The 23,204-nt window shown below is 71.8% G+C and carries 23 protein-coding genes; 15 read left to right on the forward strand and 8 right to left on the reverse strand.

Going from position 1 to position 23,204, the window contains the following annotated elements; translation table 11 throughout:
* Positions 1 to 22: 22 nt before the first annotated feature.
* Positions 23 to 805, reverse strand: coding sequence for an SDR family oxidoreductase (locus tag IG54_RS0129155; protein WP_030791123.1), 783 nt, complete (start codon positions 803 to 805; stop codon positions 23 to 25).
* Positions 806 to 1,011: 206 nt separating this feature from the next.
* Here IG54_RS0129155 and IG54_RS0129160 point away from each other — a divergent pair, with 206 nt between their 5' ends.
* The gene (locus IG54_RS0129160; protein WP_030791126.1) at positions 1,012 to 1,506 is read left to right on the forward strand and encodes a GNAT family N-acetyltransferase; all 495 of its coding nucleotides are present in this window, start codon (positions 1,012 to 1,014) and stop codon (positions 1,504 to 1,506) included.
* A 76-nt stretch (positions 1,507 to 1,582) separates the two neighbouring features.
* Here the strand turns inward: IG54_RS0129160 and IG54_RS0129165 are convergent, their stop codons facing one another.
* A complete protein-coding gene (locus tag IG54_RS0129165; RefSeq protein ID WP_030791129.1) occupies positions 1,583 to 2,530 on the reverse strand; it encodes an SCO1860 family LAETG-anchored protein in 948 nt (315 codons plus the stop codon).
* A 369-nt stretch (positions 2,531 to 2,899) separates the two neighbouring features.
* Positions 2,900 to 3,994, reverse strand: coding sequence for an amidohydrolase family protein (locus tag IG54_RS0129170; protein WP_030791132.1), 1,095 nt, complete (start codon positions 3,992 to 3,994; stop codon positions 2,900 to 2,902).
* A gap of 166 nt (positions 3,995 to 4,160) precedes the next feature.
* Between IG54_RS0129170 and IG54_RS0129175 the strand changes: the two genes are divergently transcribed.
* The 6 genes from IG54_RS0129175 to thpD all read left to right on the forward strand — a co-directional run bounded on the left by IG54_RS0129175 (position 4,161) and on the right by thpD (position 10,064).
* Entirely contained in the window at positions 4,161 to 5,261 is a 1,101-nt protein-coding gene (locus IG54_RS0129175; RefSeq protein WP_030791135.1) for a pyridoxal-phosphate-dependent aminotransferase family protein, read from the forward strand.
* Between the two features lie 433 nt (positions 5,262 to 5,694).
* Positions 5,695 to 6,225 carry a DinB family protein gene (locus IG54_RS0129180; protein WP_030791139.1) on the forward strand — a complete coding sequence of 177 codons (531 nt, stop codon included), beginning with the start codon at positions 5,695 to 5,697 and terminating at the stop codon, positions 6,223 to 6,225.
* Between the two features lie 439 nt (positions 6,226 to 6,664).
* The gene (gene ectA / locus IG54_RS0129185) at positions 6,665 to 7,216 is read left to right on the forward strand and encodes a diaminobutyrate acetyltransferase (protein WP_078594650.1); all 552 of its coding nucleotides are present in this window, start codon (positions 6,665 to 6,667) and stop codon (positions 7,214 to 7,216) included.
* Between the two features lie 144 nt (positions 7,217 to 7,360).
* Complete coding sequence (gene ectB / locus IG54_RS0129190; RefSeq protein WP_030791145.1) at positions 7,361 to 8,632, forward strand: diaminobutyrate--2-oxoglutarate transaminase; 1,272 nt, start codon at positions 7,361 to 7,363, stop codon at positions 8,630 to 8,632.
* 53 nt (positions 8,633 to 8,685) lie between these two features.
* On the forward strand, positions 8,686 to 9,090 hold the full coding sequence (locus IG54_RS0129195) for an ectoine synthase (RefSeq protein WP_030791148.1): 405 nt from the start codon (positions 8,686 to 8,688) through the stop codon (positions 9,088 to 9,090).
* Positions 9,091 to 9,164: 74 nt separating this feature from the next.
* Positions 9,165 to 10,064: an ectoine hydroxylase gene (gene thpD, locus IG54_RS0129200; protein ID WP_030791152.1), complete on the forward strand. Its 900-nt coding sequence runs from the start codon at positions 9,165 to 9,167 to the stop codon at positions 10,062 to 10,064.
* A gap of 84 nt (positions 10,065 to 10,148) precedes the next feature.
* Here thpD and IG54_RS0129205 read toward each other — a convergent pair whose 3' ends face one another.
* Positions 10,149 to 11,210 (reverse strand): alkene reductase, encoded by a 1,062-nt coding sequence (locus tag IG54_RS0129205; protein WP_030791155.1) that lies wholly within the window; start codon positions 11,208 to 11,210, stop codon positions 10,149 to 10,151.
* Between the two features lie 191 nt (positions 11,211 to 11,401).
* Between IG54_RS0129205 and IG54_RS0129210 the strand changes: the two genes are divergently transcribed.
* Complete coding sequence (locus IG54_RS0129210) at positions 11,402 to 11,857, forward strand: MarR family winged helix-turn-helix transcriptional regulator (RefSeq protein ID WP_234336382.1); 456 nt, start codon at positions 11,402 to 11,404, stop codon at positions 11,855 to 11,857.
* A 21-nt stretch (positions 11,858 to 11,878) separates the two neighbouring features.
* Here the strand turns inward: IG54_RS0129210 and IG54_RS0129215 are convergent, their stop codons facing one another.
* The 3 genes from IG54_RS0129215 to IG54_RS0129225 all read right to left on the reverse strand — a co-directional run bounded on the left by IG54_RS0129215 (position 11,879) and on the right by IG54_RS0129225 (position 14,151).
* Entirely contained in the window at positions 11,879 to 12,946 is a 1,068-nt protein-coding gene (locus tag IG54_RS0129215; protein ID WP_030791162.1) for an aminotransferase class V-fold PLP-dependent enzyme, read from the reverse strand.
* A 22-nt stretch (positions 12,947 to 12,968) separates the two neighbouring features.
* Complete coding sequence (locus IG54_RS0129220; RefSeq protein ID WP_030791165.1) at positions 12,969 to 13,685, reverse strand: DsbA family oxidoreductase; 717 nt, start codon at positions 13,683 to 13,685, stop codon at positions 12,969 to 12,971.
* A 94-nt stretch (positions 13,686 to 13,779) separates the two neighbouring features.
* Positions 13,780 to 14,151 (reverse strand): winged helix-turn-helix transcriptional regulator, encoded by a 372-nt coding sequence (locus IG54_RS0129225; protein WP_037897939.1) that lies wholly within the window; start codon positions 14,149 to 14,151, stop codon positions 13,780 to 13,782.
* Between the two features lie 63 nt (positions 14,152 to 14,214).
* Here IG54_RS0129225 and IG54_RS0129230 point away from each other — a divergent pair, with 63 nt between their 5' ends.
* Positions 14,215 to 15,369 (forward strand): Gfo/Idh/MocA family protein, encoded by a 1,155-nt coding sequence (locus IG54_RS0129230; protein ID WP_030791169.1) that lies wholly within the window; start codon positions 14,215 to 14,217, stop codon positions 15,367 to 15,369.
* Positions 15,370 to 15,393: 24 nt separating this feature from the next.
* On the opposite strand, the gene IG54_RS0129235 is transcribed toward IG54_RS0129230, so the two are convergent.
* On the reverse strand, positions 15,394 to 16,926 hold the full coding sequence (locus IG54_RS0129235) for an aldehyde dehydrogenase (NADP(+)) (RefSeq protein WP_078594652.1): 1,533 nt from the start codon (positions 16,924 to 16,926) through the stop codon (positions 15,394 to 15,396).
* Between the two features lie 143 nt (positions 16,927 to 17,069).
* Here IG54_RS0129235 and IG54_RS0129240 point away from each other — a divergent pair, with 143 nt between their 5' ends.
* The 6 genes from IG54_RS0129240 (at position 17,070) to IG54_RS0129265 (ending at position 23,048) form a co-directional block, all read left to right on the forward strand.
* Entirely contained in the window at positions 17,070 to 17,843 is a 774-nt protein-coding gene (locus IG54_RS0129240) for an IclR family transcriptional regulator (protein ID WP_030791173.1), read from the forward strand.
* Between the two features lie 3 nt (positions 17,844 to 17,846).
* Positions 17,847 to 18,323 (forward strand): GNAT family N-acetyltransferase, encoded by a 477-nt coding sequence (locus IG54_RS0129245; protein WP_030791175.1) that lies wholly within the window; start codon positions 17,847 to 17,849, stop codon positions 18,321 to 18,323.
* A gap of 179 nt (positions 18,324 to 18,502) precedes the next feature.
* A complete protein-coding gene (locus tag IG54_RS0129250) occupies positions 18,503 to 19,534 on the forward strand; it encodes a hypothetical protein (protein ID WP_030791177.1) in 1,032 nt (343 codons plus the stop codon).
* On the forward strand, positions 19,531 to 20,784 hold the full coding sequence (locus tag IG54_RS0129255) for a sensor histidine kinase (protein ID WP_030791179.1): 1,254 nt from the start codon (positions 19,531 to 19,533) through the stop codon (positions 20,782 to 20,784). The genes IG54_RS0129250 and IG54_RS0129255 overlap by 4 nt, the downstream gene beginning before the upstream one ends.
* A complete protein-coding gene (locus tag IG54_RS0129260) occupies positions 20,781 to 21,485 on the forward strand; it encodes a response regulator transcription factor (protein ID WP_051820113.1) in 705 nt (234 codons plus the stop codon). Before IG54_RS0129255 ends, IG54_RS0129260 begins: the two co-directional genes overlap by 4 nt.
* A 114-nt stretch (positions 21,486 to 21,599) precedes the next feature.
* On the forward strand, positions 21,600 to 23,048 hold the full coding sequence (locus tag IG54_RS0129265) for a penicillin-binding transpeptidase domain-containing protein (protein ID WP_030791186.1): 1,449 nt from the start codon (positions 21,600 to 21,602) through the stop codon (positions 23,046 to 23,048).
* The last annotated feature ends 156 nt before the right edge of the window (positions 23,049 to 23,204 follow it).

A 23,204-nucleotide genomic window follows, 5' to 3' on the forward strand; every position in this document is an offset into this window, starting at 1 on the left:
GCTTCCGGGCACCTCGGGCGGATCACCCGGGCGCGATCGGTCCGAGGTAGGTGCCGCCGGAGACGTCGATGGTCTGCCCGGTCACCCAGCGCCCGCGCGGGCCCGCCAGGAAGCCCACCACGTCGGCGACGTCCTCGGGTTGGCCGACCCGTCCGAGCGCGGTGATGGACTCCAGTCCGGCCATCGCCTCGGGGACGGCGGCGTAGGCGGCGATCATGTCGGTCAGTACCACTCCGGGCTCGACCGTGTTGACGGTGATGGCACGGCGGCCCAGTTCATTGGCGAGGGACGGGCCGAGGGCCGCCAGCGCCGCCTTGGTGACGGTGTAACCGATCTGGCCGGGGTCCGCGATCCGGGTGGCCGCCGAGCCCATGTTGACGATCCGTCCGCCGTCCCGCAGCAGCGGCAGAGCCCGCTGGACCACGAAGACCGGCGTACTCACATTGATCGCGAGCAGTCGTTCGAACTCCGCCTCGGTGAGCTGCCCGATCGGGCTGACCGAGTGGATGCCCGCGTTGTTGACCAGGATGTCCAGTCCGTCGTCCGCCCCGTGGTCGGCGAGCCCGGCGACGAGTTCCTTGAACAGCCGGTCCACCGCTCCGCTCTCGCCGAAGCGGGCCTGGACCGAGAACGCCCGGCCGCCGGCTTCGACGATCCGCGCCACGGTCTCCGCGGCGGCCGCGTCGTTGCCGCCGTAGTGGACCGCGACCAGCGCTCCCTCGGCGGCGAGCCGCAGGGCGACGGCGCGCCCGATCCCGCGTGAGCCGCCCGTCACCAGTGCGGTCCTGCCGTCCAGTTCCCCCATGATCACTTCTCCCCTCGCGATGCCCCGGGCGTCCCGGACACCCCCGGCACCCCGGACGCCCCGTGAACGACCCAGCCTAGGCGGCCAGTCGTACGCTTGAGCTAGAATCATCAGATACGTGATGCCTCCCCGGGCCGGTCAAGTGCCCGCCCAGGGAGGCTTTTTCATGCCCCGCGCCTCCACCTTCCCCGCTACGAAGGAGTTCCATGTCCGATGTCGTGCGCCTCGCGAACGCCACCGACCAGCCCACCCTGGAGCGGCTGTGGCTGATGTTCCGTCATGACCTGTCGGGGTTCCAGGACACGCTCCCCGACCCGGATGGGAGCTTCCGCGACGACTGGCTCCGGAGCGCCTTCGCCGACGCCGACTGGGCGCCGTACCTGCTGCTGAGCGGCGACCGCCCCGCGGGGCTCGCGCTGGTGCGCGGTGTGGGCGGTCCGGCGCGTGTGCTGAACAGTTTCTTCGTCGTCCGCGGGGCGCGCAGGAGAGGGATCGGACTACAGGCCGCCCGGGAGATCGTGGCCGAGCATCCGGGGCGGTGGGAAGTCGCCTTCCAGGACGCCAACCTGGCCGCGGTCCGTTTCTGGCGCCGGGTCGCCGACGAGGTCGCGGGCGAGGAGTGGACGGAGGAGCGCAGGGCTGTGCCGCGTCGGCCGGACCTGCCGCCGGACACCTGGATCTCTTTCAGCACGCCCGCTTGATTTCAGCACGCTCGCGTGCCCGTGCCCTGCGCGCCCCCCGTGCCCTACGACGTCGACGGCCGGCCCGGCCGGGCGGTCAGCCTCGGCTTCGGCTTCGGCGGGTCATCGCCACCGCGCCGCCGCCCGCGATCAGTAACACCACCGCCCCGCCCGCGATGTACGGCGTCGTCGAGTTCCCGCCGGTCTCCGCGAGGTTCGCCTCCGTGGCCTTATGGCCGACCGGCTTCGCCGGCTTGCCCTGGGGTTTCGTGCCGCCGCCCGTGCGTTCCCGCTCCGCCCTCGGCGCCTCACAACCGGCCCCCGCCAGCGTCACCGTCCCCTCCACCTCGGCCACGTTCAGCTTCAAGGGGTTCACCGAGACCTTCAGCTCCAGTGCCGCCGCCACAGCCGTACGCGATGTCGTACGCCTCTTCGAGAGGGCGAGCGTCACCTCCCCGACGCCCGGGACCTTCACCTCGGTCGTCCCCCCGGCGGTCAGCGTCACCTTCTTGCCGAGCACGGTCACGCCACCCAGCAGGTTCGCCTCGGCGACGGGGCGCTTACCGGCCTCGCAGACGGCCTTCGAGGTGACCTTCTCGACCTCGATGAGGGAGAGCAGCGGCAGCCCGGGCACATGCATCTCGGCCCGCGCGATGTTGCTGTACCCCTCCGCCCTGCCGCCCTTCACCGTCGCTCTGGCGGTCGCCACGTCCGCGCGCAGCACGCTGAACGGCTGTCCGCCGTCGACCCCGTCCAACCTGGCGGTCAGCGCGGTCTTCTCGGCGCTCGCGGGTGCCTGCACTTCGTTGAGGGAGACCTTGAGCGGGACGTTCACGGTCTTGTTGAGCAGGGAGACGTCGAGCCCGGTACGCAGGACGACGGCGTCGGCGCGGCCGCCGCGGTCGTGGTCGCCGCCCGTGGCCCGCGCGGATCCGGCGCCGGCGAGCGCCGCGGGACCGGCGGCGAGGGCGGTGGCGGTGGCCACGACGACGAGACGACGACGGTGGCGGCGGCAGGCGGGCATGCGGAAGGTGAAGCTGTTCAAGGTGGTGGAACCCCCACGGGAGAAACGGGCCTTCGGCGGCGTACGCCACATGGGGACATCGCGTACGCACCGATGGCGTCGCCCTCCGTCGATGAAGGACGACGCGGGAATCTTTACGCACTGAGAGTGAACAGTCAGCAACCGGTGGTGAGTTCACTCCAAAGGGGGGTTTTCGACCTTGCCTTCGAATCTCCGTGCACGCGCGTTCCCTCACATCACCCGAACAACTACCGCCTCGGGAACCCTGGTTGACGCACAGCGCCCAGCGAGCCCATACAAACGACGCACCCCGTCCCGCCGTAACGCCTGGTCAATCAGCGTCCCCATACGGCTACCTCCAGAAGGGGGGCCGGGGGCCGGGTGCGCGCGCTAACCCACCACCCGGCCGTTCAGCACCACCCTCCGCGGCGCGGCCAGCACCCGTACGTCCTCTCGGGGGTCCGCCTCGTACACGACGAGGTCCGCCGGGGCGCCCTCGGTCAGGCCGGGGCGGCCGAGCCAGTCGCGGGCGCCCCAGGTCGTCGCGGAGAGCGCGGCCACCGTCGGGATGCCCGCGCGGGTCAGTTCGGCGACCTCGGCGGCGACCAGGCCGTGCGGCAGGGAGCCTCCCGCGTCGGTGCCCGCGAAGACCGGGACGCCCGCGTCGTACGCCGCGCGCACCGTGTCGTAGCGGCGGTCGTAGAGCCTGCGCATATGCGCCGACCAGCGGGGGAACTTCTTCTCGCCGCCCGCGGCGAGGTCCGGGAACGTGGCGATGTTCACCAGGGTCGGGACGATGGCGACGCCCCGCTCGGCGAAGAGCGGGATCGTGTCCTCGGTCAGGCCCGTGGCGTGTTCGACGCAGTCGATGCCCGCCTCCACCAGGTCCCGCAGGGAGTCCTCGGCGAAACAGTGGGCCGTGACGCGGGCGCCCAGACGGTGCGCCTCGGCGATCGCCGCCTCGACCGCGTCCCGGGGCCAGCAGGCGGTCAGGTCACCGGCCTCGCGGTCGATCCAGTCGCCGACGAGCTTGACCCAGCCGTCGCCGCGCCGGGCCTCCTGGGCAACGTACGCCACCAGGTCCTCCGGCTCGATCTCATGGGCGTAGTTGCGGATGTAGCGGCGCGTGCGCGCGATGTGACGGCCCGCCCTGATGATCTTCGGGAGGTCCTCGCGGTCGTCGATCCAGCGGGTGTCGGAGGGGGAGCCCGCGTCGCGGATGAGGAGGGCGCCGATCTCGCGGTCCGTCAGGGCCTGCTTCTCGGCCGTGTCGGCGTCCACGGGGCCGTGCGTGTCGAGGCCCACGTGGCAGTGCGCGTCGACCAGGCCGGGCAGCGCCCACCCCTCGACGGCGAGGGTCTCCGTCGCCGGGGTCACCGGACGTTCGTACGTCACCCTCCCCCCGACGACCCACAGTTCGTCCCGTACGTCATCGGGCCCGACGAGCACCCGCCCCTTCACGTGCAGCACCGCGTGATCGCTCATGGCAGCAGCTTAGGAGGCGCTCCTGGCGTGCGGTACGGGGCCGTCGGGGCGGCTGTGCCGGGCCTTTGAGCACGCTCGCCGCGGGGGCGCTCGGTAGGCTCGGTACGCTCGGTGCCGCAGCCCGGCCGAACTCGTGAGCGAAGTGAGCAGTGACGTGAGCAGTACCGTGACGCACCCCTTTCTGGACCTGGCGCCGCTGAGCGCCCAGCACTTCGCCGCCATCGAGGCGCGGGTGGCCCGTCTGCTCGACACCGAGCAGGATGTCGTGATCATGCAGGGCGAGGCCCTGCTGCCCCTGGAGGGGTGCATCCGGGGCGCCGCGCGGCCCGGCACGACCGCGCTGAACGTGATCACCGGGCCGTACGGCCAGACCTTCGGCAACTGGCTGCGGGACTGCGGTGCCGCCGTCATCGACCTCGCCGTGCCCTTCCACACGGCCGTCACCGCCGAGCAGGTGCGCCAGGCGTTCGCCGAACACCCGGAGATCGACTTCGTCTCGCTGGTGCACGCCGAGGCCGCCACCGGCAACACCAACCCGGTCGCCGAGATCGGCGCGGTCGTGCGGGAGCACGGCGCCCTTTTCATGCTGGACGCGGTCGCCTCGGTGGGCGCCGAGCCGCTGCTGCCCGACGCGTGGGGCGTGGACCTGTGCGTGATCGGCGCGCAGAAGGCGATGGGCGGCCCGGCGGGCGTCTCCGCGGTGTCGGTGAGCGAGCGGGCCTGGCAGCGGATCGCCGCCAACCCGCAGGCGCCGCGCCGCTCCTACCTCTCCCTCCTGGACTGGAAGGAGCGCTGGATCGACGCCGGCCGCAAGGCGCTGCTGCACGCGCCCGCGCAGCTGGAGATGCTGGCGCTGGAAGCGTGCGTGGAGCGCATCGACGCGGAGGGCCTCGACTCCCTGATGGCACGCCACGCCACCGCTGCCGCCGCCACGCGCGCGGGGGCGCTCGCGCTGGGCGGAGGTCTGGAGCCGTACGTGTACGAGGCCCAGGACGCGGCCCCGGTCGCCACCACCCTGCGCGTGCCCGCGGGCACGGACGCCTCGGAGCTGGTCGCCAGGGCACTCGCCGCCGACCCGGTGCTTCCGCTGGTCGCCGGTGGCGGGGCGCTGGCCAAGGAGATGATCCGGGTCAACCACTACGGGCCGGACGCGACCCGCGGCGTCGTACACGCCTGCTTGGCGGCCCTCGGCGCCGCGCTGAGCGAGGCGGGCCACCCGGCGGACCTGGAAGCGGCACGCCGCGCGGTGACGTCCGCTTGGGGCTAGGGCAGGGCCTGTCCGGCGGATAACGCGGGGGCCTTGGGCCTGCTGGGGGGGGCGCGGGGCCGGGCCCGCACCGATGGGCGGGCGCCGCCCGAGCGTGCGCCGACCCGCCGGACGCACCCTCAGGCGCCCCCGACGGTCCACGCCACGAGCCTCGCGGCCCGGCACCCGATCCACGAACGCCACGCCGACCGGGACGGGCGGCCAGCACCGGAACACGCCCCGCCCCGCCAAACGCACCCTGACCAGGCACGCCCTACGCCTGCCCGGCGAGTCGGCGCCCCGGGAGGGGGCCACCTCTCGGCGCCTGCGTGGGCTCACACCCGCCGGGGACGCGGCGACCTGCCCAGCCGCCCCCGGACCCCCTCACCAGCCCGCCGGCCGCAGGCCCCCGCCCCCTTCCCCCGCGTCGCCCCGCCATGGCACCGTGCCCAACATGACCACTCTTCCCGACGGCCGCCGCATCCCCTCCCTCACCGCCGACGAGCCCACCATGCTGGCGAGTTGGCTCGACATGCACCGGGCCACGCTGGCCGTCAAGTGCTCGGGGCTCGACGACGAGCAGGCTCTGCGGACGTCCGTCGAGCCGTCCTCGCTCTCGCTGTTCGGGCTCGTGCAGCACCTCGCCGAGGTCGAACGGAACTGGATCCAGCGGGTGTTCGCCCAGCGGGACGTCCCGCTGCTCTTCCCGTCGTCGCCGGGCGGCGGGTTCACGCCGGACCGCGGCCGGACGTTCGCCCAGGTGCTCGCGCTGTGGGAGAGCGAGGTCGCCGTCAACCGGGAGATATGCGCGGGGCGTTCGCTGGATGAGACGGGGCGGCTCGGGCCCGAGGAAGCGGCCGTCGTGGGCGGCGACGACGTGGTCAGCCTCCGCTGGGTCCTGGTCCACCTCATCGAGGAGTACGCGCGCCACAACGGCCACGCGGATCTCCTACGGGAACGCATCGACGGCGTGACGGGATCATGACCGTGGGCATGAGCGGGCGCAGGGGCGGGAGCGTAAGCAGGCCTATGGGCGGGAGCATGAGCGACGGCATGCGGAAGAGAACGTGACGCGGGCGTGCTTATACGGCACACTCCGCACATCATCCGCCTTTTCATCCGCGCATTCTCACGAATTCTTTATCAGCTCAGCTTCCCGTATTCTTCTGCCCGCTTTCCGGGGACCTAAACACTAAGGTTTCGTCAGCGTCAATCACCGTAATTCGGGCGCGTCTCACGCGGGTTACATCGCTGTGACGTACTCCACAATGCGTCCATTTTGTTGGCATATGACCCGGTCAAATCGCCACAAAGCTCCGCCACCTCATGCGGGCGCGCACCCTCGCGCGATAACACATGAAGCCCGCTTACGTAACCCCTTCCCCCGATGCAATTCAAGAAATTGCTCGGTAAATTCACTCCGCATGACCGCTGCACAAGCCGATCTACCGACCGACCTGCAAGCGCAATTCCTGGAAATGCCCGAGGGACTGCGCCTCGACAGTCCCGCTGTCGCCGATGGCGCCGCGATCTGGCGGATCGCCCGCGACTCCAAGGTGCTGGACCTCAACTCCTCGTACAGCTATCTGCTGTGGTGCCGCGACTTCGCGGGCACGTCCGTCGTGGCCCGCGACGCCGGCGGCGAGGCGGTCGGGTTCATCACCGGTTACATCCGGCCCGAGCGCCCCGACACCCTCATGGTCTGGCAGGTCGCCGTCGACCACGATCAGCGCGGCCGCGGTCTGGCCGGCGCCCTGCTCGACGGGCTGACCTCGAAGGTCGCCGCGGGCCGTGCGCTGACCGCGATCGAGACGACGATCGCGCCCACGAACACGGCGTCCGAGCGGCTCTTCCTCTCCTACGCGCGTCGACGCGGCGCGTCCGTCGAGCGGAGGGTCCTCTTCGACGCCGGGCTCTTCCCCGACGACGGTCACGAGCCCGAGGTGCTGTACCGCATCGGTCCGCTCGGCCCCTGATCCACCCGCACCGATCCACCCGCACTGATCCACGCGCACCGATCCGCCCTCGCTCCCCCCAGCGACGCCCGCGAGGCCGCGATCCCCGCACCACCTGTAACTCCCCCCACCTCCCACGACTTTCCATCTCCCAGGAGATCTGCTGTGACCATCACCCAGCCCGACCTGAGCGTCTTCGAGACCCTGGAGTCGGAGGTGCGCAGCTACTGCCGCGGTTGGCCTACGGTCTTCGACCGCGCGCAGGGCAGCCGCATGTTCGACGAGGACGGCCACGAGTACCTCGACTTCTTCGCCGGGGCCGGCTCACTCAACTACGGCCACAACAACCCGGTCCTCAAACGCGCGCTCATCGACTACCTGGAGCGCGACGGCGTCGTGCACGGCCTGGACATGTCGACGAGTGCGAAGCGCGCCTTCCTCGAGGCGTTCCAGAACATCATCCTGCGCCCCCGCGACCTGCCGTACAAGGTCATGTTCCCGGGCCCGACGGGCACCAACGCCGTGGAGTCGGCGCTGAAGCTGGCCCGCAAGGTCAAGGGCCGCGAGTCGATCGTGTCGTTCACGAACGCCTTCCACGGCATGTCGCTCGGCTCGCTCGCGGTGACCGGCAACGCCTTCAAGCGGGCGGGCGCCGGCATACCGCTGGTGCACGGCACGCCGATGCCGTTCGACAACTACCTCGACGGCCAGACCCCGGACTTCATCTGGTTCGAGCGGCTCCTTGAGGACCAGGGCTCCGGCCTCAACCAGCCCGCCGCCGTGATCGTCGAGACGGTGCAGGGCGAGGGCGGCATCAACGTCGCCCGCGCCGAGTGGCTGCGCAAGCTCGCCGACGTGTGCGAGCGCTGGGACATGCTCCTGATCGTCGACGACATCCAGATGGGCTGCGGCCGCACCGGCGCCTTCTTCTCCTTCGAGGAGGCGGGCATCACGCCGGACATCGTGACGGTGTCGAAGTCCATCAGCGGCTACGGCATGCCCATGTCGCTCTGCCTGTTCAAGCCGGAGCTGGACGTGTGGGAGCCGGGCGAGCACAACGGCACGTTCCGCGGCAACAACCCGGCGTTCGTCACGGCCGCCGCCGCCCTGGAGACCTACTGGTCCGACGGTTCGGCGATGGAGAAGCAGACCCGCGCCCGCGGCGAGCAGGTCGAGCAGGCGCTGACCGCGATCGTCGACGAGAACCGCGCGGAGATCAAGGAGTTCCGCGGCCGCGGCCTGGTCTGGGGCATCGAGTTCCTGGACAAGGACCGTGCGAGCGCCGTGGCGAAGCGGGCCTTCGAACTGGGCCTGCTGATCGAGACCTCCGGCCCCGAGGGCGAGGTCGTCAAGCTCCTTCCGGCGCTGACGATCACCCCCGACGAGCTGGACGAGGGGCTGCGCACGCTGGCCCGCGCGGTACGCGAGACCGCCTGAGCCAGCGAGAGTCCGAGCCCCCGGCAACGTAAGAGAAAAGGAACCAACCCACCGTGATCGTCCGTTCGTTCAAGGACATTGAAGGCACCGACCGGCATGTGAAGGCCAAGTCGGGTACCTGGGAGAGCAAGCGCATCGTCCTCGCCAAGGAGCGCGTGGGGTTCTCCCTGCACGAGACCATCCTGTACGCGGGTACGGAGACGTCGATGTGGTACGCCAACCACATCGAGGCCGTCGTCTGCACCAAGGGCGAGGCCGAGCTGACCGACGACACGACCGGCGAGACGTACACGATCACCCCGGGCACCATGTACCTGCTCGACGGGCACGAGAAGCACACCATGCGGATCAAGGAGGACTTCCACTGCCTGTGTGTCTTCAACCCGCCCGTCACCGGACGTGAGGACCACGACGAGAACGGCGTGTACCCGCTGCTCACCGAGCCCGACGAGGGCTGAGCGCGCCGCCGGTCGGCTTGAGGGTCGGCCGACATCCCGCACAGGGCCGTACGAGAGGAGAGGCAGGCAACACCATGACCACCGCACCCGAACGCACCATTGACCTGTACCCGACCCGAGGCGCCGAAGAGGTGCTCATCGAACGCAAGGACCCGGTGGTGTGGTCCGAGCCGGGTGCCGAGGGGCCCATCGCGGCCGGGGATCTGGCGGGGTTCGAGCGGGACGGTTTCCTGGCCATCGACCAGCTGATCACCCCGGACGAAGTCAGCGTGTACCACGCCGAGTTGGAACGGCTCATGAACGACCCGGTGATGCGCGCGGACGAGCGTTCCATCGTCGAGCCGCGCTCACAGGAGATCCGCTCCATCTTCGAGGTGCACAAGATCAGTGAGCTGTTCGGCAAGCTCGCGGCCGATCCGCGCGTGGTGGGCCGGGCACGGCAGATCCTCGGATCCGACGTATACGTCCACCAGTCCCGGATCAACGTGAAGCCGGGCTTCGGGGCCTCGGGGTTCTACTGGCACTCGGACTTCGAGACCTGGCACGCGGAGGACGGCCTGCCGAACATGCGCACCGTCTCGGTGTCGATCGCGCTGACGAAGAACCACGACACCAACGGCGGCCTCATGATCATGCCGGGGTCGCACAAGACGTTCCTCGGCTGTGCGGGCGCCACGCCGAAGGACAACTACAAGCGGTCGCTCCAGATGCAGGACGCGGGCATCCCGTCGGACGAGACGCTGACGCACCTCGCGTCCGACCACGGGATCCGCCTCTTCACCGGCGAGGCGGGCTCGGCCACCTGGTTCGACTGCAACGCCATGCACGGCTCCGGGGACAACATCACCCCCTACCCCCGCTCGAACGTCTTCATCGTGTTCAACAGCGTGGAGAACACCGCGGTCGAGCCGTTCGCGGCGCCGGTGCGCCGGCCCGAGTTCATCGGGGCCCGGGACTTCACCCCGGTCAAGTGAGCTGATCCGCACGCGATGCGGCCCGGCACCCCCCGTGGGCGCCGGGCCGCATCGCGTGGTCCGTGTTACCCGTAGTTACCCGTATTACAGCGTGGGGTAGTCCGTGTAGCCCTTCTCGGTGCCGCCGTAGAAGGTGGACTGGTCGGGCGTGTTGTACGGGCCCTTGGCCTTCAGGCGGGCCGGCAGGTCCGGGTTGGCGAGGAACAGCGCGCCGAACGCGATGATGTCCGCCGTGCCGTCCTCGATCAGGGCGAGCGCGTCCTCGCCGGTGGGGCCCTCGGTCCGCGGGTTGAGGATGAACGTGCCGCCGAAGTCCTGGCGCAGCCGGGTGGTCAGCTCGCGGACGTCGCCGACCTCCATCATGTGCAGATACGCGAGGTCCAGGGCGGCCAGCTCCTTCACCAGGGCGGTGTACGTCGGCTCCGGGTCGGGCTCGGAGATGCCGTTGAAGGGGTTGCCGGGCGAGATGCGGAGGCCGGTGCGGGCGGCGCCGATCTCCTCGGTGACGGCCTTGGCCACCTCGACGGCGAAGCGGATGCGGTTCTCGACCGAGCCGCCCCACTCGTCGGTGCGCCGGTTCGTGCCGGGCGCGAGGAACTGGTGGATCAGATAGCCGTTGGCGCCGTGCAGCTCCACGCCGTCGAAGCCCGCGTCCACGGCGTGCCGCGCGGCGGTGGCGAAGTCGGCGATGGTGGCGCGGATCTCGGCGTCGGTCAGCTCGCGCGGGGTGACGAAGTCCTTGGGGCCCTCGGCCGTGTAGACCTGGCCCTGGGCGGCTATCGCCGACGGGGCGACGCTGACGACGCCGTCGGGGAACAGGACGGGGTGGCCGATGCGGCCCGCGTGCAGGATCTGGGCGAAGATCTTGCCGCCCGCCGCGTGCACGGCGTCGGTGACCTTGCGCCAGGAGGCGACCTGCTCGGCGCTGTGCAGACCCGGCGTGTCCGGGTATCCCTGGCCGACCACAGAAGGCTGGATGCCCTCGCTGATGATCAGGCCGGCGGAGGCGCGCTGGGCGTAGTACTCAGCGGTCAGGTCCGTGACGACACCGCCCTGACCAGCACGGCTCCGGGTCATGGGAGCCATGGCGATGCGGTTGGCGAGCGAGATACCGGACAGGTCGATGGGGTCGAACGCGGTGGTCATCAGGACTCCCGGGCAGGGTTTATGTGGTCGACCAATTAGTTGGCCTGACGCCACTGTAACGCATTTCTTGGCCGACCAAGGTAATCTTTTGGAAGACGACCAGTGACCAGCAGGAGCACGTGATGAAGGCCGACCCCCCTCGCACCGAACCGGCCGACCCCGACTGCCCTCCCGGGCCGCCCTCGGTGGCCATGGCGGGCCCGGTCAGTCACGCCGTCAGCCGGGTGGCGCGGCTGCACCGCATCGCCGCGGGCAAGGTCCTGAAGGGGGTGGGGCTCTATCCCGGCCAGGAGTTCGTGATGATGCACCTGTGGGAGGCGGGGCCGGTGCGCCAGTCCGAGCTGATCAAGTCGGTGGACCTCGACCCCTCGACGGTCACGAAGATGCTCCAGCGGCTGGAGCAGGCCGGCCATGTGCGCCGCCGCCCCGACCCCGCCGACCGCCGGGCGGTGCTCGTCGAGGCCAGCGAAGCCAGCTGTGGGCTGCTCACCCAAGTGGAGCGCGCCTGGGGCGAGTTGGAGCGGCATACGCTCGCCGGGCTCGACGAGGACGAGCGTACGGAACTGCTGCGGCTGCTCGCCAAGGTGGAGACGAACCTCTGCACGGAGACGGCGGACTGCCCGGAGCGGCGGGCGGCGCGGGGCTGAGACCTACGGGCCTCCGGGGGCTCAGCCGGCCAGTACGTCGAGGAGGCGGTCCACGTCGGCCTCGGTGTTGTACAGGTGGAAGGTGACGCGCAGATGGCCCGCCCGCGCGGACGCGATGATGCCCGCACGGGCCAGTTCCGGCTCGCGGTCGGCGAGCCCGGGGACCGAGACGATGGGTGAGGTTCCCGGCACCGGGCAGTGGCCGAGTCCGGCGAGCCCCGCGCGGTAGCGGGCGGCGAGTGCCACGTCGTGGGCGTGGATCGCGTCGACGCCCACCTCCTCGACCAGGGAGAGCGCCGCGGCCGCCCCGTGGTAGGCGAGGAAGGCGGGCGGCTCGTCGAACCTCCGCGCGTCCGGGGCGAGTTCACTGATCGGGCCATACGTCGAGAGCCAGGAGTCGGCCGACGCGAGCCAGCCGCCGTGCAGCGGTACCAGGGACTCCTGCGCCGCCTCGCCCACCGTCAGGAACGACGTGCCGCGCGGGCAGAGCAGCCATTTGAAGGCGCCGGTCACGGAGTAGTCGTACACGCCCGCGTCGAACGGCAGCCAGCCCGCCGACTGTGTGGCGTCGGCGAGGGTGCGTGCGCCGTGCGCGGCCGCGGCCTCGCGGATCGCGGCGCAGTCCGCCTCGCGGCCGTCGGCCGATTGCACGGTGGAGAACGCGACCAGCGCGGTCTCGGGGCCGACCGCCTCCGCGAGTCCTTCCAGCGGCGCGTACCGCGCCTTCAGGTCGCCCCGCAGCACGAACGGGTTGATCAGGGACGAGAAGTCCCCCTCGGGGAGGAGCACTTCGGCGCCCGCCGGGAGGGACGCGGCGATCAGACCGACGTGCACGGCGACCGAACCGCCGGTCGCCACCCGCGAGGGGGCCACGCCCGCCAGCCGCGCGAAGGACTCGCGGGCCGCGTCGACCTTCGCGAAGTCGCCCGACCCGCTGCGCTCGCCCGAACCGACCTCCGCCGCCAGGGCCTGGACGGCCGCGACGGCCCGGCGCGGCAGCAGACCGCAGCTCGCCGTATTGAGGTAGGTCGTCGTCGGGGCGAACTCGCCCGCATGGTCGGTGCCGTCGATGATCCCCGTGAGCGTCATGGGGATCAACCTAGGCGGCCGCTCAGCCCTGCGGAACCCCGCATCCGTCGGGCCCGCACGCCTCACCCGCGTCGGCGTCCGCGAGGGCGGTCAGCGGCGAACGGCTGCTCCACGCCTGCTCCAGGGCCTGCGTGAAGACCTCGGCGGGCTGGGCGCCGGAGACGCCGAACTTGCGGTCGAGGACGAAGAACGGCACGCCGCTCGCGCCCAGTTCGGCGGCCTCGCGCTCGTCGGCGCGGACGTCGTCGGCGTACCTGGCGGGGTCGGCGAGCACGGCCCGCACCTCGTCGGCGTCCAGGCCCGCCTCGACGGCGACCTCCACGACGCGCTCGTCGTCGGCGAAGACGGACCGCTCCTCGGCGAAGTTCGCGCGGTACAGCAGGCCGATCAGCTCGTCCTGGCGGCCCCGCTCCTTGGCGAGGTGCAGGAGGCGGTGCATGTCGAAGGTGTTGCCGTGGTCGCGGCCCTCGGTGAGGTAGTCGAGGCCTTCCGCGGCCGCGTTCTCCCCGAGCCGCCGCTCACCCTCGCGGGCCTGGTCCTCGCTCATGCCGTACTTGCGCATGAGCATCGGGATGACGGGCCCGGAGTCACCCTTGGCGCGGTTCGGGTCCAGCTCGAAGGAGCGGTGCACGACCTCGACGCCGTCGCGGTGCGGGAAGGCGGCGAGGGCCTTCTCGAAGCGGGCCTTGCCCACGTAGCACCAGGGGCAGGCGATGTCGCTCCAGATCTCGACGCGCATGTGTGGCTCTTTCCAGGTCGTGCGGTACGCGGATGCGTGACTGTCGGTGCGGAGGGACCCTCCGCTCAGGGCGTCAACGTACGGGCAAAGCGGCTCATTCCCCCGCCGTGAACTTTCCCGTGTTCGTCCTGATCCAGGTGCGCAGATGCGCCAGGGGCTCCAGGGCGCCGCGGCCGAGGGCGGTCAGTTCGTACTCGACGCGGGGCGGGACCTCGGCGTAGACCGTGCGCCTGACCAGGCCGTTGTCCTCCAGGCGGCGCAGGGTCTGGGTGAGCGCCTTGGGGCTGACGCCCTCCAGTTTGCGGCGCAGCTCGCCGAAGCGGCGCGGGCCGTCCGCCAGGGCGGTGATGGCGAGGCCCGTCCACTTGTGGACGAGCAGCTCGAAGACCGCGCGGCCCGGGCAGAGCAGGCCGTAGATGTCGTGCCGGGGTTGGGCGAGCGAGTCATTGTGGGGCTGACCAGTCATGGTTCCCAAAATATAGTTGGTCTCCTTGCGGGTAACCGGGCAGTGCGCTCTACCGTCCCGATCATGAAATCCACCGCTGCCTCCGCCACCGTCGCCTCCGTCCCCTTTCCCGTCCGTGTCGGCATCGTCGGCCTGTCCGCCCGCGGCGGCTGGGCGTCCCGCTCCCACCTGCCCGCGCTGGCCCGCCTCAAGGGGTACGAGCTGCGTGCCCTCTCCGCGTCGAGCGAGGCCTCGGCGCGGGCGGCGGGCGCGGAGTACGGGGTGCCACTGGCGTTCGGCTCGACCGAGGAGCTGGTCCGCAGCGACCAGGTCGACCTCGTCGTGGTGAGCGTACGCGTGCCGCTGCACCGCGAGGCGGCCCTCGCCGCGCTCGGCGCGGGCAAGGCGGTGCTCTGCGAGTGGCCGCTCGGCAACGGCCTCGCCGAGGCCGAGGAGCTGGCGGCGGCCGCGGACCGGGCGGGCGTACGGACGTTCGTGGGCCTCCAGGCCCGTTCGGCGCCCGCTGTCCGGCACGTCAGGGAGCTGGTCGCCGACGGCTACGTGGGCGAAGTCCTGTCGACGACCATGGTCGCCTCGGGGCGCGGGTGGGGGCCGGTGTTCGAGCCGAGCGGCGCCTATCTGCTGGACGAGCGGAACGGCGCCACGATGCTCACCATCCCCTTCGGGCACACCATCGACGGGCTCACCATGGCGCTCGGGGAGTTCACCGAGGTCTCCGCCACCCTCGCGACGCGGCGGCCCGTCGTGCGCGAGGCCGGCACGGGGCGCACCGCCGCGATGACGGCCGCCGACCAGATCGCCGTGTCGGGACGCCTGGAGTCGGGAGCCGTCGCCACCGCGCACTTCCGCTCGGGGCTCTCCCGGGGCACCGACTTCCACTGGGAGATCAACGGCACCGAGGGGGACCTCGTCGTCACGGGCGACTCCGGGCACCTCCAGCAGGCCGCGCTGACCGTGCGCGGCGGACGCGGCGCCGACCAGGGGCTCACCGAACTCCCCGTGCCCGCACGCCACTTCGACGTGACCGAGCTGACCGAGCTGCGTGGGCTTCCGTCGTACGAAGTGGCGTACAACGTGGGCGCGCAGTACGCGCGGATCCTCACGGACCTGACCGAGGGCACCGCCCACGCGCCTGACTTCGCGCACGCGGTGCGGCGCCAGCGGCTGCTCGACGCGATCGGGCGGTCGGCGGCCACGGGGCGCCGCGTGGCGGTGTGAGCCGTGGATCGGCCCCGCGGCGGGTCAGTGCTCCCGGCGCCCGTCGATCCGGCGCGGCAGCCCCAGCGGGTTGGCGTCGCGCAGCTCGGGCGGGAGCAGCGCCTCGGGGGTGTTCTGGTACGCGACCGGGCGCAGCCAGCGTTCGATGGCCGTGCCGCCCACGGACGTCGACGTGGAGGTGGTGGCCGGGTAGGGGCCGCCGTGGTGCTGGGCGGGGGCGACGGCGACGCCGGTGGGCCAGCCGTCGACGAGTACGCGCCCGGCGAGCGGGGTGACCTCGGCGATCAGCTCGGCGCCCCGGGCGCTCACGCCCGCCGCCTCGTCGGCGGAGAGCTGCACGGTCGCGGTGAGGTTGCCGGACAGGCGGGAGAGGACGGCGGTGATCTCCGCGTCGTCGGCGTAGCGGGCGACGACGGTGACCGGACCGAAGCACTCCTCCAGGAGCAGGTCGTACGCCCCTTCGCCGGTGAGGCGCGCGGCCGGGACCGTGAGGAAGCCGGCGCTGACGGTGTGCTCGCCGCCCGAGCCGGGGGTCACGGGGGTTTCCACGTCCGGGAGTTCGGCGCGCTCGCGCACCCCGGCGACGAAGTTGTCCCGCATGCGGTGGTCCAGGAGGACCCCGGCGTCGGTGTCGCTGACCGCCTCGGTCAGGGACTTCACGAGCCGGTCGCCGCCCGCGCCCTCGGGGGCGAGGACCAGGCCGGGCTTGACGCAGAACTGGCCGACGCCGAGCGTCATCGAGCCCGCGAGGCCGGTGCCGATCTGCTCGGCGCGCTCGGCCGCGGCGGCCTCGGTGACGACGACGGGGTTGAGGGAGCCCAGCTCGCCGTGGAAGGGGATCGGCACGGGCCGTGCGGCGGCCGCGTCGAAGAGGGCACGTCCGCCGCGGATGGAGCCGGTGAACCCGGCGGCGGCGACCAGCGGGTGCTTGACCAGTTCGACGCCCGCCTCGAAGCCGTGCACCAGGCCGAGGACGCCCTCGGGGATGCCGTGCCGTGCCGCGGCCCTGCGCAGTACGGAGGCGACCAGCTCGGAGGTGCCCGGGTGGTCGGGGTGGGCCTTGACGACGACGGAGCAGCCCGCGGCGAGCGCGCTCGCGGTGTCGCCGCCTGGTACGGAGAAGGCGAAGGGGAAGTTGGACGCGGAGTAGACGGCGACGACGCCGAGCGGGATCTTGTAGCGGCGCAGGTCCGGGATGGGCGGGGTCGCCGTGGCGTCGGGGTGGTCGATGACGATGTCGAGGAAGGCGCCCTCGTCGACTATGTCCGCGAAGGCGCGCAACTGGAAGCAGGTGCGGGCGAGTTCGCCGGTGAGCCGGACGGGGCCGAGCGCGGTCTCCGCGTCCGCGGCCTCCACGAGGTGGTCCTTCGCCTCCTCCAGGAGTCCGGCGGCGGTGCGCAGGAAGGCGGCGCGGACCGCGCGGTCGGCGAGCGCGGGTGCCGCGTCCCGGGCGGCACGGACCGTCTGGCCCACCTCCTCGGCCGTGGCTTCCACCGCGACCTGCTCGCGCTGCTTCCCGGTTCGGGGGTCGACACTCCAGACTGGTGCTGCTGCCACCGCGGATTCCCTTTCAAGAGGTTTCCTGAGGTTTCCAGAGATATGCCACTCACTAGGACTGTTCGATATGCTGAACACTGTCTCCGTTAGTGAACGGCGGGGAGTTGGAGAGTATTTCTCGGCGTTCAAAGGGGTCAAGGGCGATGTCGGCTGGCGAGACCGGAGGCGGCGCGCAGGTCAAGTCCGCGGTGCGGACGGTGGAATTGCTCGAGTATTTCGCGGGCAGCCCCGGAATGCACTCCCTGGCCGCGGTCCAGGAGGCCGTCGGCTACCCCAAGTCGAGCCTCTACATGCTCCTTCGCACGCTGGTCGAGCTGGGCTGGGTGGAGACGGACGCCACCGGCACGCGGTACGGCATCGGCGTACGCGCCCTGCTTGTCGGCACTTCGTACATCGACGGCGACGAGGTCGTGGCCGCCGCCCGGTCGACGCTCGACCGGCTCTCCGACGACACCGCGGAGACGATCCACCTCGCGCGGCTCGACGGCACGAACGTCGTCTACCTCGCCACCCGCCAGTCCCAGCACTTTCTGCGGCCGTTCACGCGGGTGGGCCGCAGGCTGCCCGCGCACTCCACCTCGCTCGGCAAGGCGCTGCTCGCCACGCACACCGACGAACAGGTCCGCAAGCTGCTCCCGGAGGCGCTGCCCGCCCTGACCGAACACACCACCACCGACCGCGAAAAGCTCATCGAGGAGCTGCACGCGGTGCGCGAGCAGGGGTTCGCGGTGGACCGCGAGGAGAACACGCTCGGTCTGCGCTGCTTCGGCGTCGCCATCCCCTACCGCACCCCGGCGCGGGACGCGATCAGCTGCTCGGTACCGGCGGCCCGGCTCACGCCCGCGCACGAACAGACCGTCAAGGACGCCCTGTTCGACGCGCGCGACCGGCTGACGTTGGCGACTCGTAGGCTCTGACGCATGGATGTCAGCCTGCGAGAAGTGCACGACAGCGATCTGCCCGTCTTCTTCCGGCAGCTGAACGACCCCGAGTCCGGTCACATGGCCGCCTTCCTTCCCGAGGACCCGGCCGACCGGACCCGCTTCGACGCCCAGTGGACGAAGATGCGCGCCTCGGCCGGCACCGACGTGCGGACGGTCCTCGCGGACGGGGACGTGGTGGGCAACGCCGGGGTGTACGGCGAGCCGGGCGAGCGGGAGGTCACGTTCTGGATCGATCGCGCGTACTGGGGGCGCGGCCTGGCCACCGCCGCCCTGCGCGAATTGCTCGCGCTGTTCCCCGAACGCCCGCTGTACGCCCGTGCGGCGGCGGACAACGCGGGCTCGCTGCGGGTCCTGGAGAAGTGCGGGTTCCGCGAGTCCGCGCGCGAGCGGGGGTACGCGGCGGCGCGCGGGGCGGAGATCGACGAGGTGGTCCTCGTCCTGGACGGGGCCTGAGCCGCACGACCCGGTCAGCCCATCCTGGAAGGAGCCTGAGCCGCACGACCCGGTCAGCCCCTGACGACCCGGTCAGCCCCTGACTCGTCCTGGGCGGGGTCTCGGCTCCGCCGTGCGGGGGAGGCGGATCGTCACGGCGCAGGAGGTGCCGGGGGGTGTCCGAGCGGGAGCGTGGGGGCATGACGCAGACCCAGCGCTCCTCCCCACCGGCGGCCCCCGCGCCCTTCGCCCTCGGCCGCCCCCGTCGGGCCCTGCGGTTCGTCGCGCTGCTCGCCTGTGTTCCGTACCTCGCCCTCAAGGTGGCCTGGATCTGCGGGAGCCGACTCGGGATTCCCGAGGGCAGTTCCCTGCTCGACCACCGGGCGCTGATGGTCTTCGCCAATGGGCTCACCGTCCTCATGGACGCCGGCGTCATCGTGCTGGTGCTGGTTCTGACCCGGCCCCGGGGCCTGCGGACGCCCGCCCCGCTGCTCGTATTCCCGATGTGGGCCGCCACCGGGCTGCTCGTGCCGATCATGGCCGGATTCCCGCTCCAACTGCTGGTCAGGGCGTTGGACGGGAGCGTGCGGGACTCGGCGGGGAGCGGCGGGGGCGAGCCGTTCCTCGCCGACTGGGTCTTCGGCGTCGTCTACACCGGTTTCATCGTCCAAGGCGGCGCGCTCGGCGCCCTGTTCGTGCTGTACGCGCGTGATCGCTGGGGGCACCTGTGGCGGGGGCGCGTGGGGAACCTGCCGCTCCCCGGCGCCGGGGAGCGGGGCGCGCGGGCCGCCGCCGTCGCCGCCGCGCTGCTCGCGCCGCTCCCCCTCGCGCTCCATGTGCTGTGGGCCACCGGCTCCACCATCGGGCTCAGCGCGGCGCGGGCCGGGGAGCGCACCGCCGACTCCTCCGTCCTGGAGTGCCTGGACGTGGCCTACCTCGCCGCCGCCGTGACGGGCGCCCTGATGCTCGCCTTCCGACGGTCTCCGGTGCTCCGGGCGCTGGAGGCCCTTCCGGTGAAGGTGCCGCTCGCCCTCGCCTGGGCGGGCTCGGGCGCGGTGGGCTGCTGGGGAGCCTGGCTGCTGTTCGCCTCGCTCACCGGCCCCGCCGACGATCTCTCCCGACAGCCCACCGGCCTGATGCTTCTCACCTACGCTGTGCAGATGATCATCGGCATACTCGTGGCCGCCCTCGGCGCGCGCTTCCTCAAGGCGCGGGCGGGGTCCGCGGCGTGAAGGCGCTCGCCACCGCCCTGTTCGGGCGCGCGGCCCGCCGCCGGTGGGTCCATCTGATCCTGGGCGGCGCGCTCGCCATGCCGTACGTCTTCGTCGGCTCCCTGATCGTGAGCCCGCTCGTCGACGAGGACCAGGTCCTGGGGTCGTTCTCCTCCCAACTCGCCGCCTTCGCGGCCGGGTTGCCGCTGGCCGCGGTCACCGCCCTCTTCCCGCTGACCCGGCCCATGTCGGTGGCCGCCGTGCGGGCGCTGTGCGCGGTGCCGCACGACTCCCTCGCCGAGGGCCCCGCGCGGGGGCGGGTGGCGCGCGGGCGGACCGCCGCGTGGTTCACGCTCCACCTCGGCCTCGGCGGGGTCATCAGCGGCATGTCGCTCGGACTGCCGCCGCTCGCGGCCGTGTTGATCGCAGTGCCGTTCTTCGCCGTGTTCCAGGGGCACATCGGCATGCCCGAAGTCTTCGGCGAACCCTGGATGGTGGCCCTCTCCCCGGTCATCGGCTGCGCCTGCCTGGTGGCGCTCGCGGCGTGTGCGGCCACGGCCGGCGGCGTCCTCGCCCGCTGGGCGCCCGCCCTGCTCGGGCCGACGCCCGCCGACCGGCTCGCCGCCGCCGAGCAGCGCGCCGCCGACCTCGCGGTGCGCAACCGCCTGGCGCGCGAACTGCACGACTCCGTGGGCCACGCGCTGAGCGCGGTCACGCTCCAGGCGAGCGCGGCCCGCCGTGTCCTGGACCACGACCCGGAGTTCGTCCGCGAGGCGCTGGCCGCCATCGAGGACACCACGCGCCGCACGGTCGGCGAACTCGACGCCGTGCTCGGTGTGCTGCGGGAGGCCGACGACGCCCGTTCCACGGCGCCCGCGCCCACGCTCGCCGCCGATCTGGAGGGCCTGCTGCGCCGCACGCGGGCGGGTGGCCTGCGGGTGAGCGCCGACGTCGGCATGGAGCCCGCCGCCCTGCCCCCGCTGGTCTCCCGCGAGGCCTACCGCATCGTGCAGGAGGCGTTGAGCAACGCGCTGCGGCACGGCGGTGACGGCACCGCCGTGACCCTGCGCATCACCCTGGACGGCCCCGACCTGGCCGTCACGGCCGAGAACCCCTTGCCGCCCCACGCCCCCGCCACCCGCCCCGGCGGCGGCCACGGCCTGCGCGGCATCGCGGACCGGGCCCGGCTGCTCGGCGGCACCGCCGACGCGGGCCCGGCGGACGGCGCCTGGCGACTCGACGTACGACTTCCGCTGAAGGGACACACATGACCACCACACCCGCACCCACCGGCCCCCCCGCGCCCGCCGGCCAGGCAGGCGCGGCCATCCGGATCGTGCTCGCCGACGACGAGCGCATGGTGCGTACCGCCCTGCGCGCGATCCTCTCCGCCGAGCCGGGCATCGAGGTCGTCGGCGAGGCGGCGACCGGCGCGGAGGCGGTGTCGGTCGTGCGGGAGCTGATGCCCGACGTCGTTTTGATGGACGTCCGCATGCCGGAGATCGACGGCATCCGCGCCACCGAGCAGATCCTGCGGACGATGCCGCAGCCGCCGCGCATCGTGGTCGTGACGACCTTCGAGAACGACGCGTACGTGTACGAGGCGCTCCGCGCGGGCGCGGCCGGTTTCCTGCTCAAGCGGGCGGACGCGGACGCGCTCGTGCAGGCCGTGCGCGTCGTCGCGCACAGCGACTCGCTGCTCTTCCCGGCGGCCGTGCGAGCCCTGGCCGCCGAGCACGGGCGGGCCAAGCCGGCGCCGCCCGCCTGGGTGGCGCGGCTCACCGCCCGGGAGAGCGAGGTGCTGCGGCTGATGGCCGGGGGGCTGACCAACGCGGAGATCGCCGGGCGGATGGGGGTAGGCGCGGCGACAGTGAAGACGCACGTGGCGTCCGTGCTCGCCAAGACGGGCGCGCGGGACCGCACGCAGGCGGTGATCGCGGCGTACGAGGCGGGCTTCATGAACACGGACTGACCGCGCGCGCCCCGCGGCCCGCGCGCCCGCCGGTTCATGAGGACTCTCTGAGAAAACGGTCACAAGCGGATCAGAAGGGAACGAAACCTTCCCCTTCGCTCGTCCTTTCGTGGGATGAACAAGACGATCAGGCACGCCTCGGTCTTCGCTCTGCTGCTCGTGCTCGCTCTTCTGGTGCGGGCGACGTGGGTGCAGTTCCACGACTCGAAGGCGCTCGCGGACGACAAGCTGAACCGGCGCAACGCGATCGAGCAGTACGCGCACCCGCTGGGCGACATCATCGTGGGCGGTGAGGCCATCACCGGCTCCGCGCGGACGAAGGGAGGGGACCTCGCGTACAAGCGGACGTACAAGAACGGCGATCTCTACTCGCCCGTGACGGGCTACAGCTCGCAGGTGTACGGCGCCACGCAGCTGGAGGGCATCTACAAGGACCTCCTGGACGGTACCGACAACCGTCTGAAGAACCCGCTCGACGCGGTCACCAACAAGCGCGCCGATCCGGGCGATGTGGTGACGACCATCGACCCGGCGGTGCAGAAGGCCGGGTTCAAGGCGCTGGGTGACACCAAGGGCGCGGCGGTCGCCGTCGACCCGAGAACCGGCAAGATCCTCGGCATGGTCTCGACGCCGTCGTACGACCCGTCGAGGATCAGCGGCTCCACGGACTCCACGGCGTGGCAGGAGCTGACCGGCGACAAGGAGAAGCCGATGGTGAACCGCGCGATGCGCCAGCCGCTGCCGCCCGGTTCCACGTTCAAGCTGGTCGTCGCGGCGGCGGCCCTGGAGGACGGCCTCTACTCCTCGGTGGACGCCAGGACCCAGAGCCCGAACCCGTACACGCTGCCGGGCACGGCGACGGTGTTGAGGAACGAGAACCAGTCGGCCCCCTGCGAGAACGCGACGATCCGCACCGGCCTCCAGTACTCCTGCAACAACGTCTTCGCGAAGATGGCCGTCGACCTGGGTCAGGGCAAGGTTCGGGCGATGGCGGAGAAGCTGGGCTTCAACGCGGACAAGCTGGATGTGCCGGTGCGCGCGGGCGAGAGCGTGTACCCCTCCGGCATGGACAAGGCGCAGACGGGCCTGTCGGGCATCGGCCAGTTCGACGTGACGGCGACGCCGTTGCAGATGTCGATGGTGTCGGCGGCGATCGCAGGCGGCGGGGAGCTGGCCGCGCCGCACATGGTCTCGCAGATCACCGACTCGGACGGCAACGTCCTGGAGAAGTACGACGACGAAGACGCCAAGCGCGTGATGAGCGCGTCCACCGCCGAGGGCCTCCAGTCCGCGATGGAGACGGTGGTCGAGAAGGGCACCGGGTCGAACGCGCAGATCAGCGGCGCGACCGTGGGCGGCAAGACGGGGACGGCCCAGCACGGCGAGAACAACAGCAAGACGCCGTACGCGTGGTTCACGTCGTACGCCAAGGGCGACGACGGCCGGGAGGTGGCGGTCGCGGTGATGATCGAGTCGTCGAGTGCGGCCCGCGACGAGGTCAGCGGCAACGGCCTGGCCGCGCCGATCGCGAAGGCGATGATGGCGGCGGCGCTCAAGGGCTAGATGCCTCGGGGGCTGGGTGCCTCAAGGCTGGGTGCCTCAGGGGCTAGGGCCTGTCCCGCGGATCAGGCCGCACTTGGGTGGCGGTCACCTTTCTGCGCTGGTGAGCGGGGTCTGGTGCGTCGAGATGCAAGGCGGAGGAGGGCGGCAACGCGATGG

The organism is Streptomyces sp. NRRL S-920 (genome assembly GCF_000717945.1).
Taxonomy (GTDB): domain Bacteria; phylum Actinomycetota; class Actinomycetes; order Streptomycetales; family Streptomycetaceae; genus Streptomyces; species Streptomyces alboniger.

Excerpts from the sequence above, each read along its gene's own strand:
- IG54_RS0129155 (WP_030791123.1), bottom strand. The coding sequence starts at position 805 with ATGGGGGAACTGGACGGCAGGACCGCACTGGTGACGGGCGGCTCACGC.
- IG54_RS0129160 (WP_030791126.1), top strand. The coding sequence starts at position 1,012 with ATGTCCGATGTCGTGCGCCTCGCGAACGCCACCGACCAGCCCACCCTG.
- IG54_RS0129170 (WP_030791132.1), bottom strand. The coding sequence starts at position 3,994 with ATGAGCGATCACGCGGTGCTGCACGTGAAGGGGCGGGTGCTCGTCGGG.
- IG54_RS0129180 (WP_030791139.1), top strand. The coding sequence starts at position 5,695 with ATGACCACTCTTCCCGACGGCCGCCGCATCCCCTCCCTCACCGCCGAC.
- ectA (WP_078594650.1), top strand. The coding sequence starts at position 6,665 with ATGACCGCTGCACAAGCCGATCTACCGACCGACCTGCAAGCGCAATTC.
- thpD (WP_030791152.1), top strand. The coding sequence starts at position 9,165 with ATGACCACCGCACCCGAACGCACCATTGACCTGTACCCGACCCGAGGC.
- IG54_RS0129205 (WP_030791155.1), bottom strand. The coding sequence starts at position 11,210 with ATGACCACCGCGTTCGACCCCATCGACCTGTCCGGTATCTCGCTCGCC.
- IG54_RS0129210 (WP_234336382.1), top strand. The coding sequence starts at position 11,402 with ATGGCGGGCCCGGTCAGTCACGCCGTCAGCCGGGTGGCGCGGCTGCAC.
- IG54_RS0129215 (WP_030791162.1), bottom strand. The coding sequence starts at position 12,946 with ATGACGCTCACGGGGATCATCGACGGCACCGACCATGCGGGCGAGTTC.
- IG54_RS0129220 (WP_030791165.1), bottom strand. The coding sequence starts at position 13,685 with ATGCGCGTCGAGATCTGGAGCGACATCGCCTGCCCCTGGTGCTACGTG.
- IG54_RS0129225 (WP_037897939.1), bottom strand. The coding sequence starts at position 14,151 with ATGACTGGTCAGCCCCACAATGACTCGCTCGCCCAACCCCGGCACGAC.
- IG54_RS0129230 (WP_030791169.1), top strand. The coding sequence starts at position 14,215 with ATGAAATCCACCGCTGCCTCCGCCACCGTCGCCTCCGTCCCCTTTCCC.
- IG54_RS0129240 (WP_030791173.1), top strand. The coding sequence starts at position 17,070 with ATGTCGGCTGGCGAGACCGGAGGCGGCGCGCAGGTCAAGTCCGCGGTG.
- IG54_RS0129245 (WP_030791175.1), top strand. The coding sequence starts at position 17,847 with ATGGATGTCAGCCTGCGAGAAGTGCACGACAGCGATCTGCCCGTCTTC.
- IG54_RS0129250 (WP_030791177.1), top strand. The coding sequence starts at position 18,503 with ATGACGCAGACCCAGCGCTCCTCCCCACCGGCGGCCCCCGCGCCCTTC.
- IG54_RS0129260 (WP_051820113.1), top strand. The coding sequence starts at position 20,781 with ATGACCACCACACCCGCACCCACCGGCCCCCCCGCGCCCGCCGGCCAG.
- IG54_RS0129265 (WP_030791186.1), top strand. The coding sequence starts at position 21,600 with ATGAACAAGACGATCAGGCACGCCTCGGTCTTCGCTCTGCTGCTCGTG.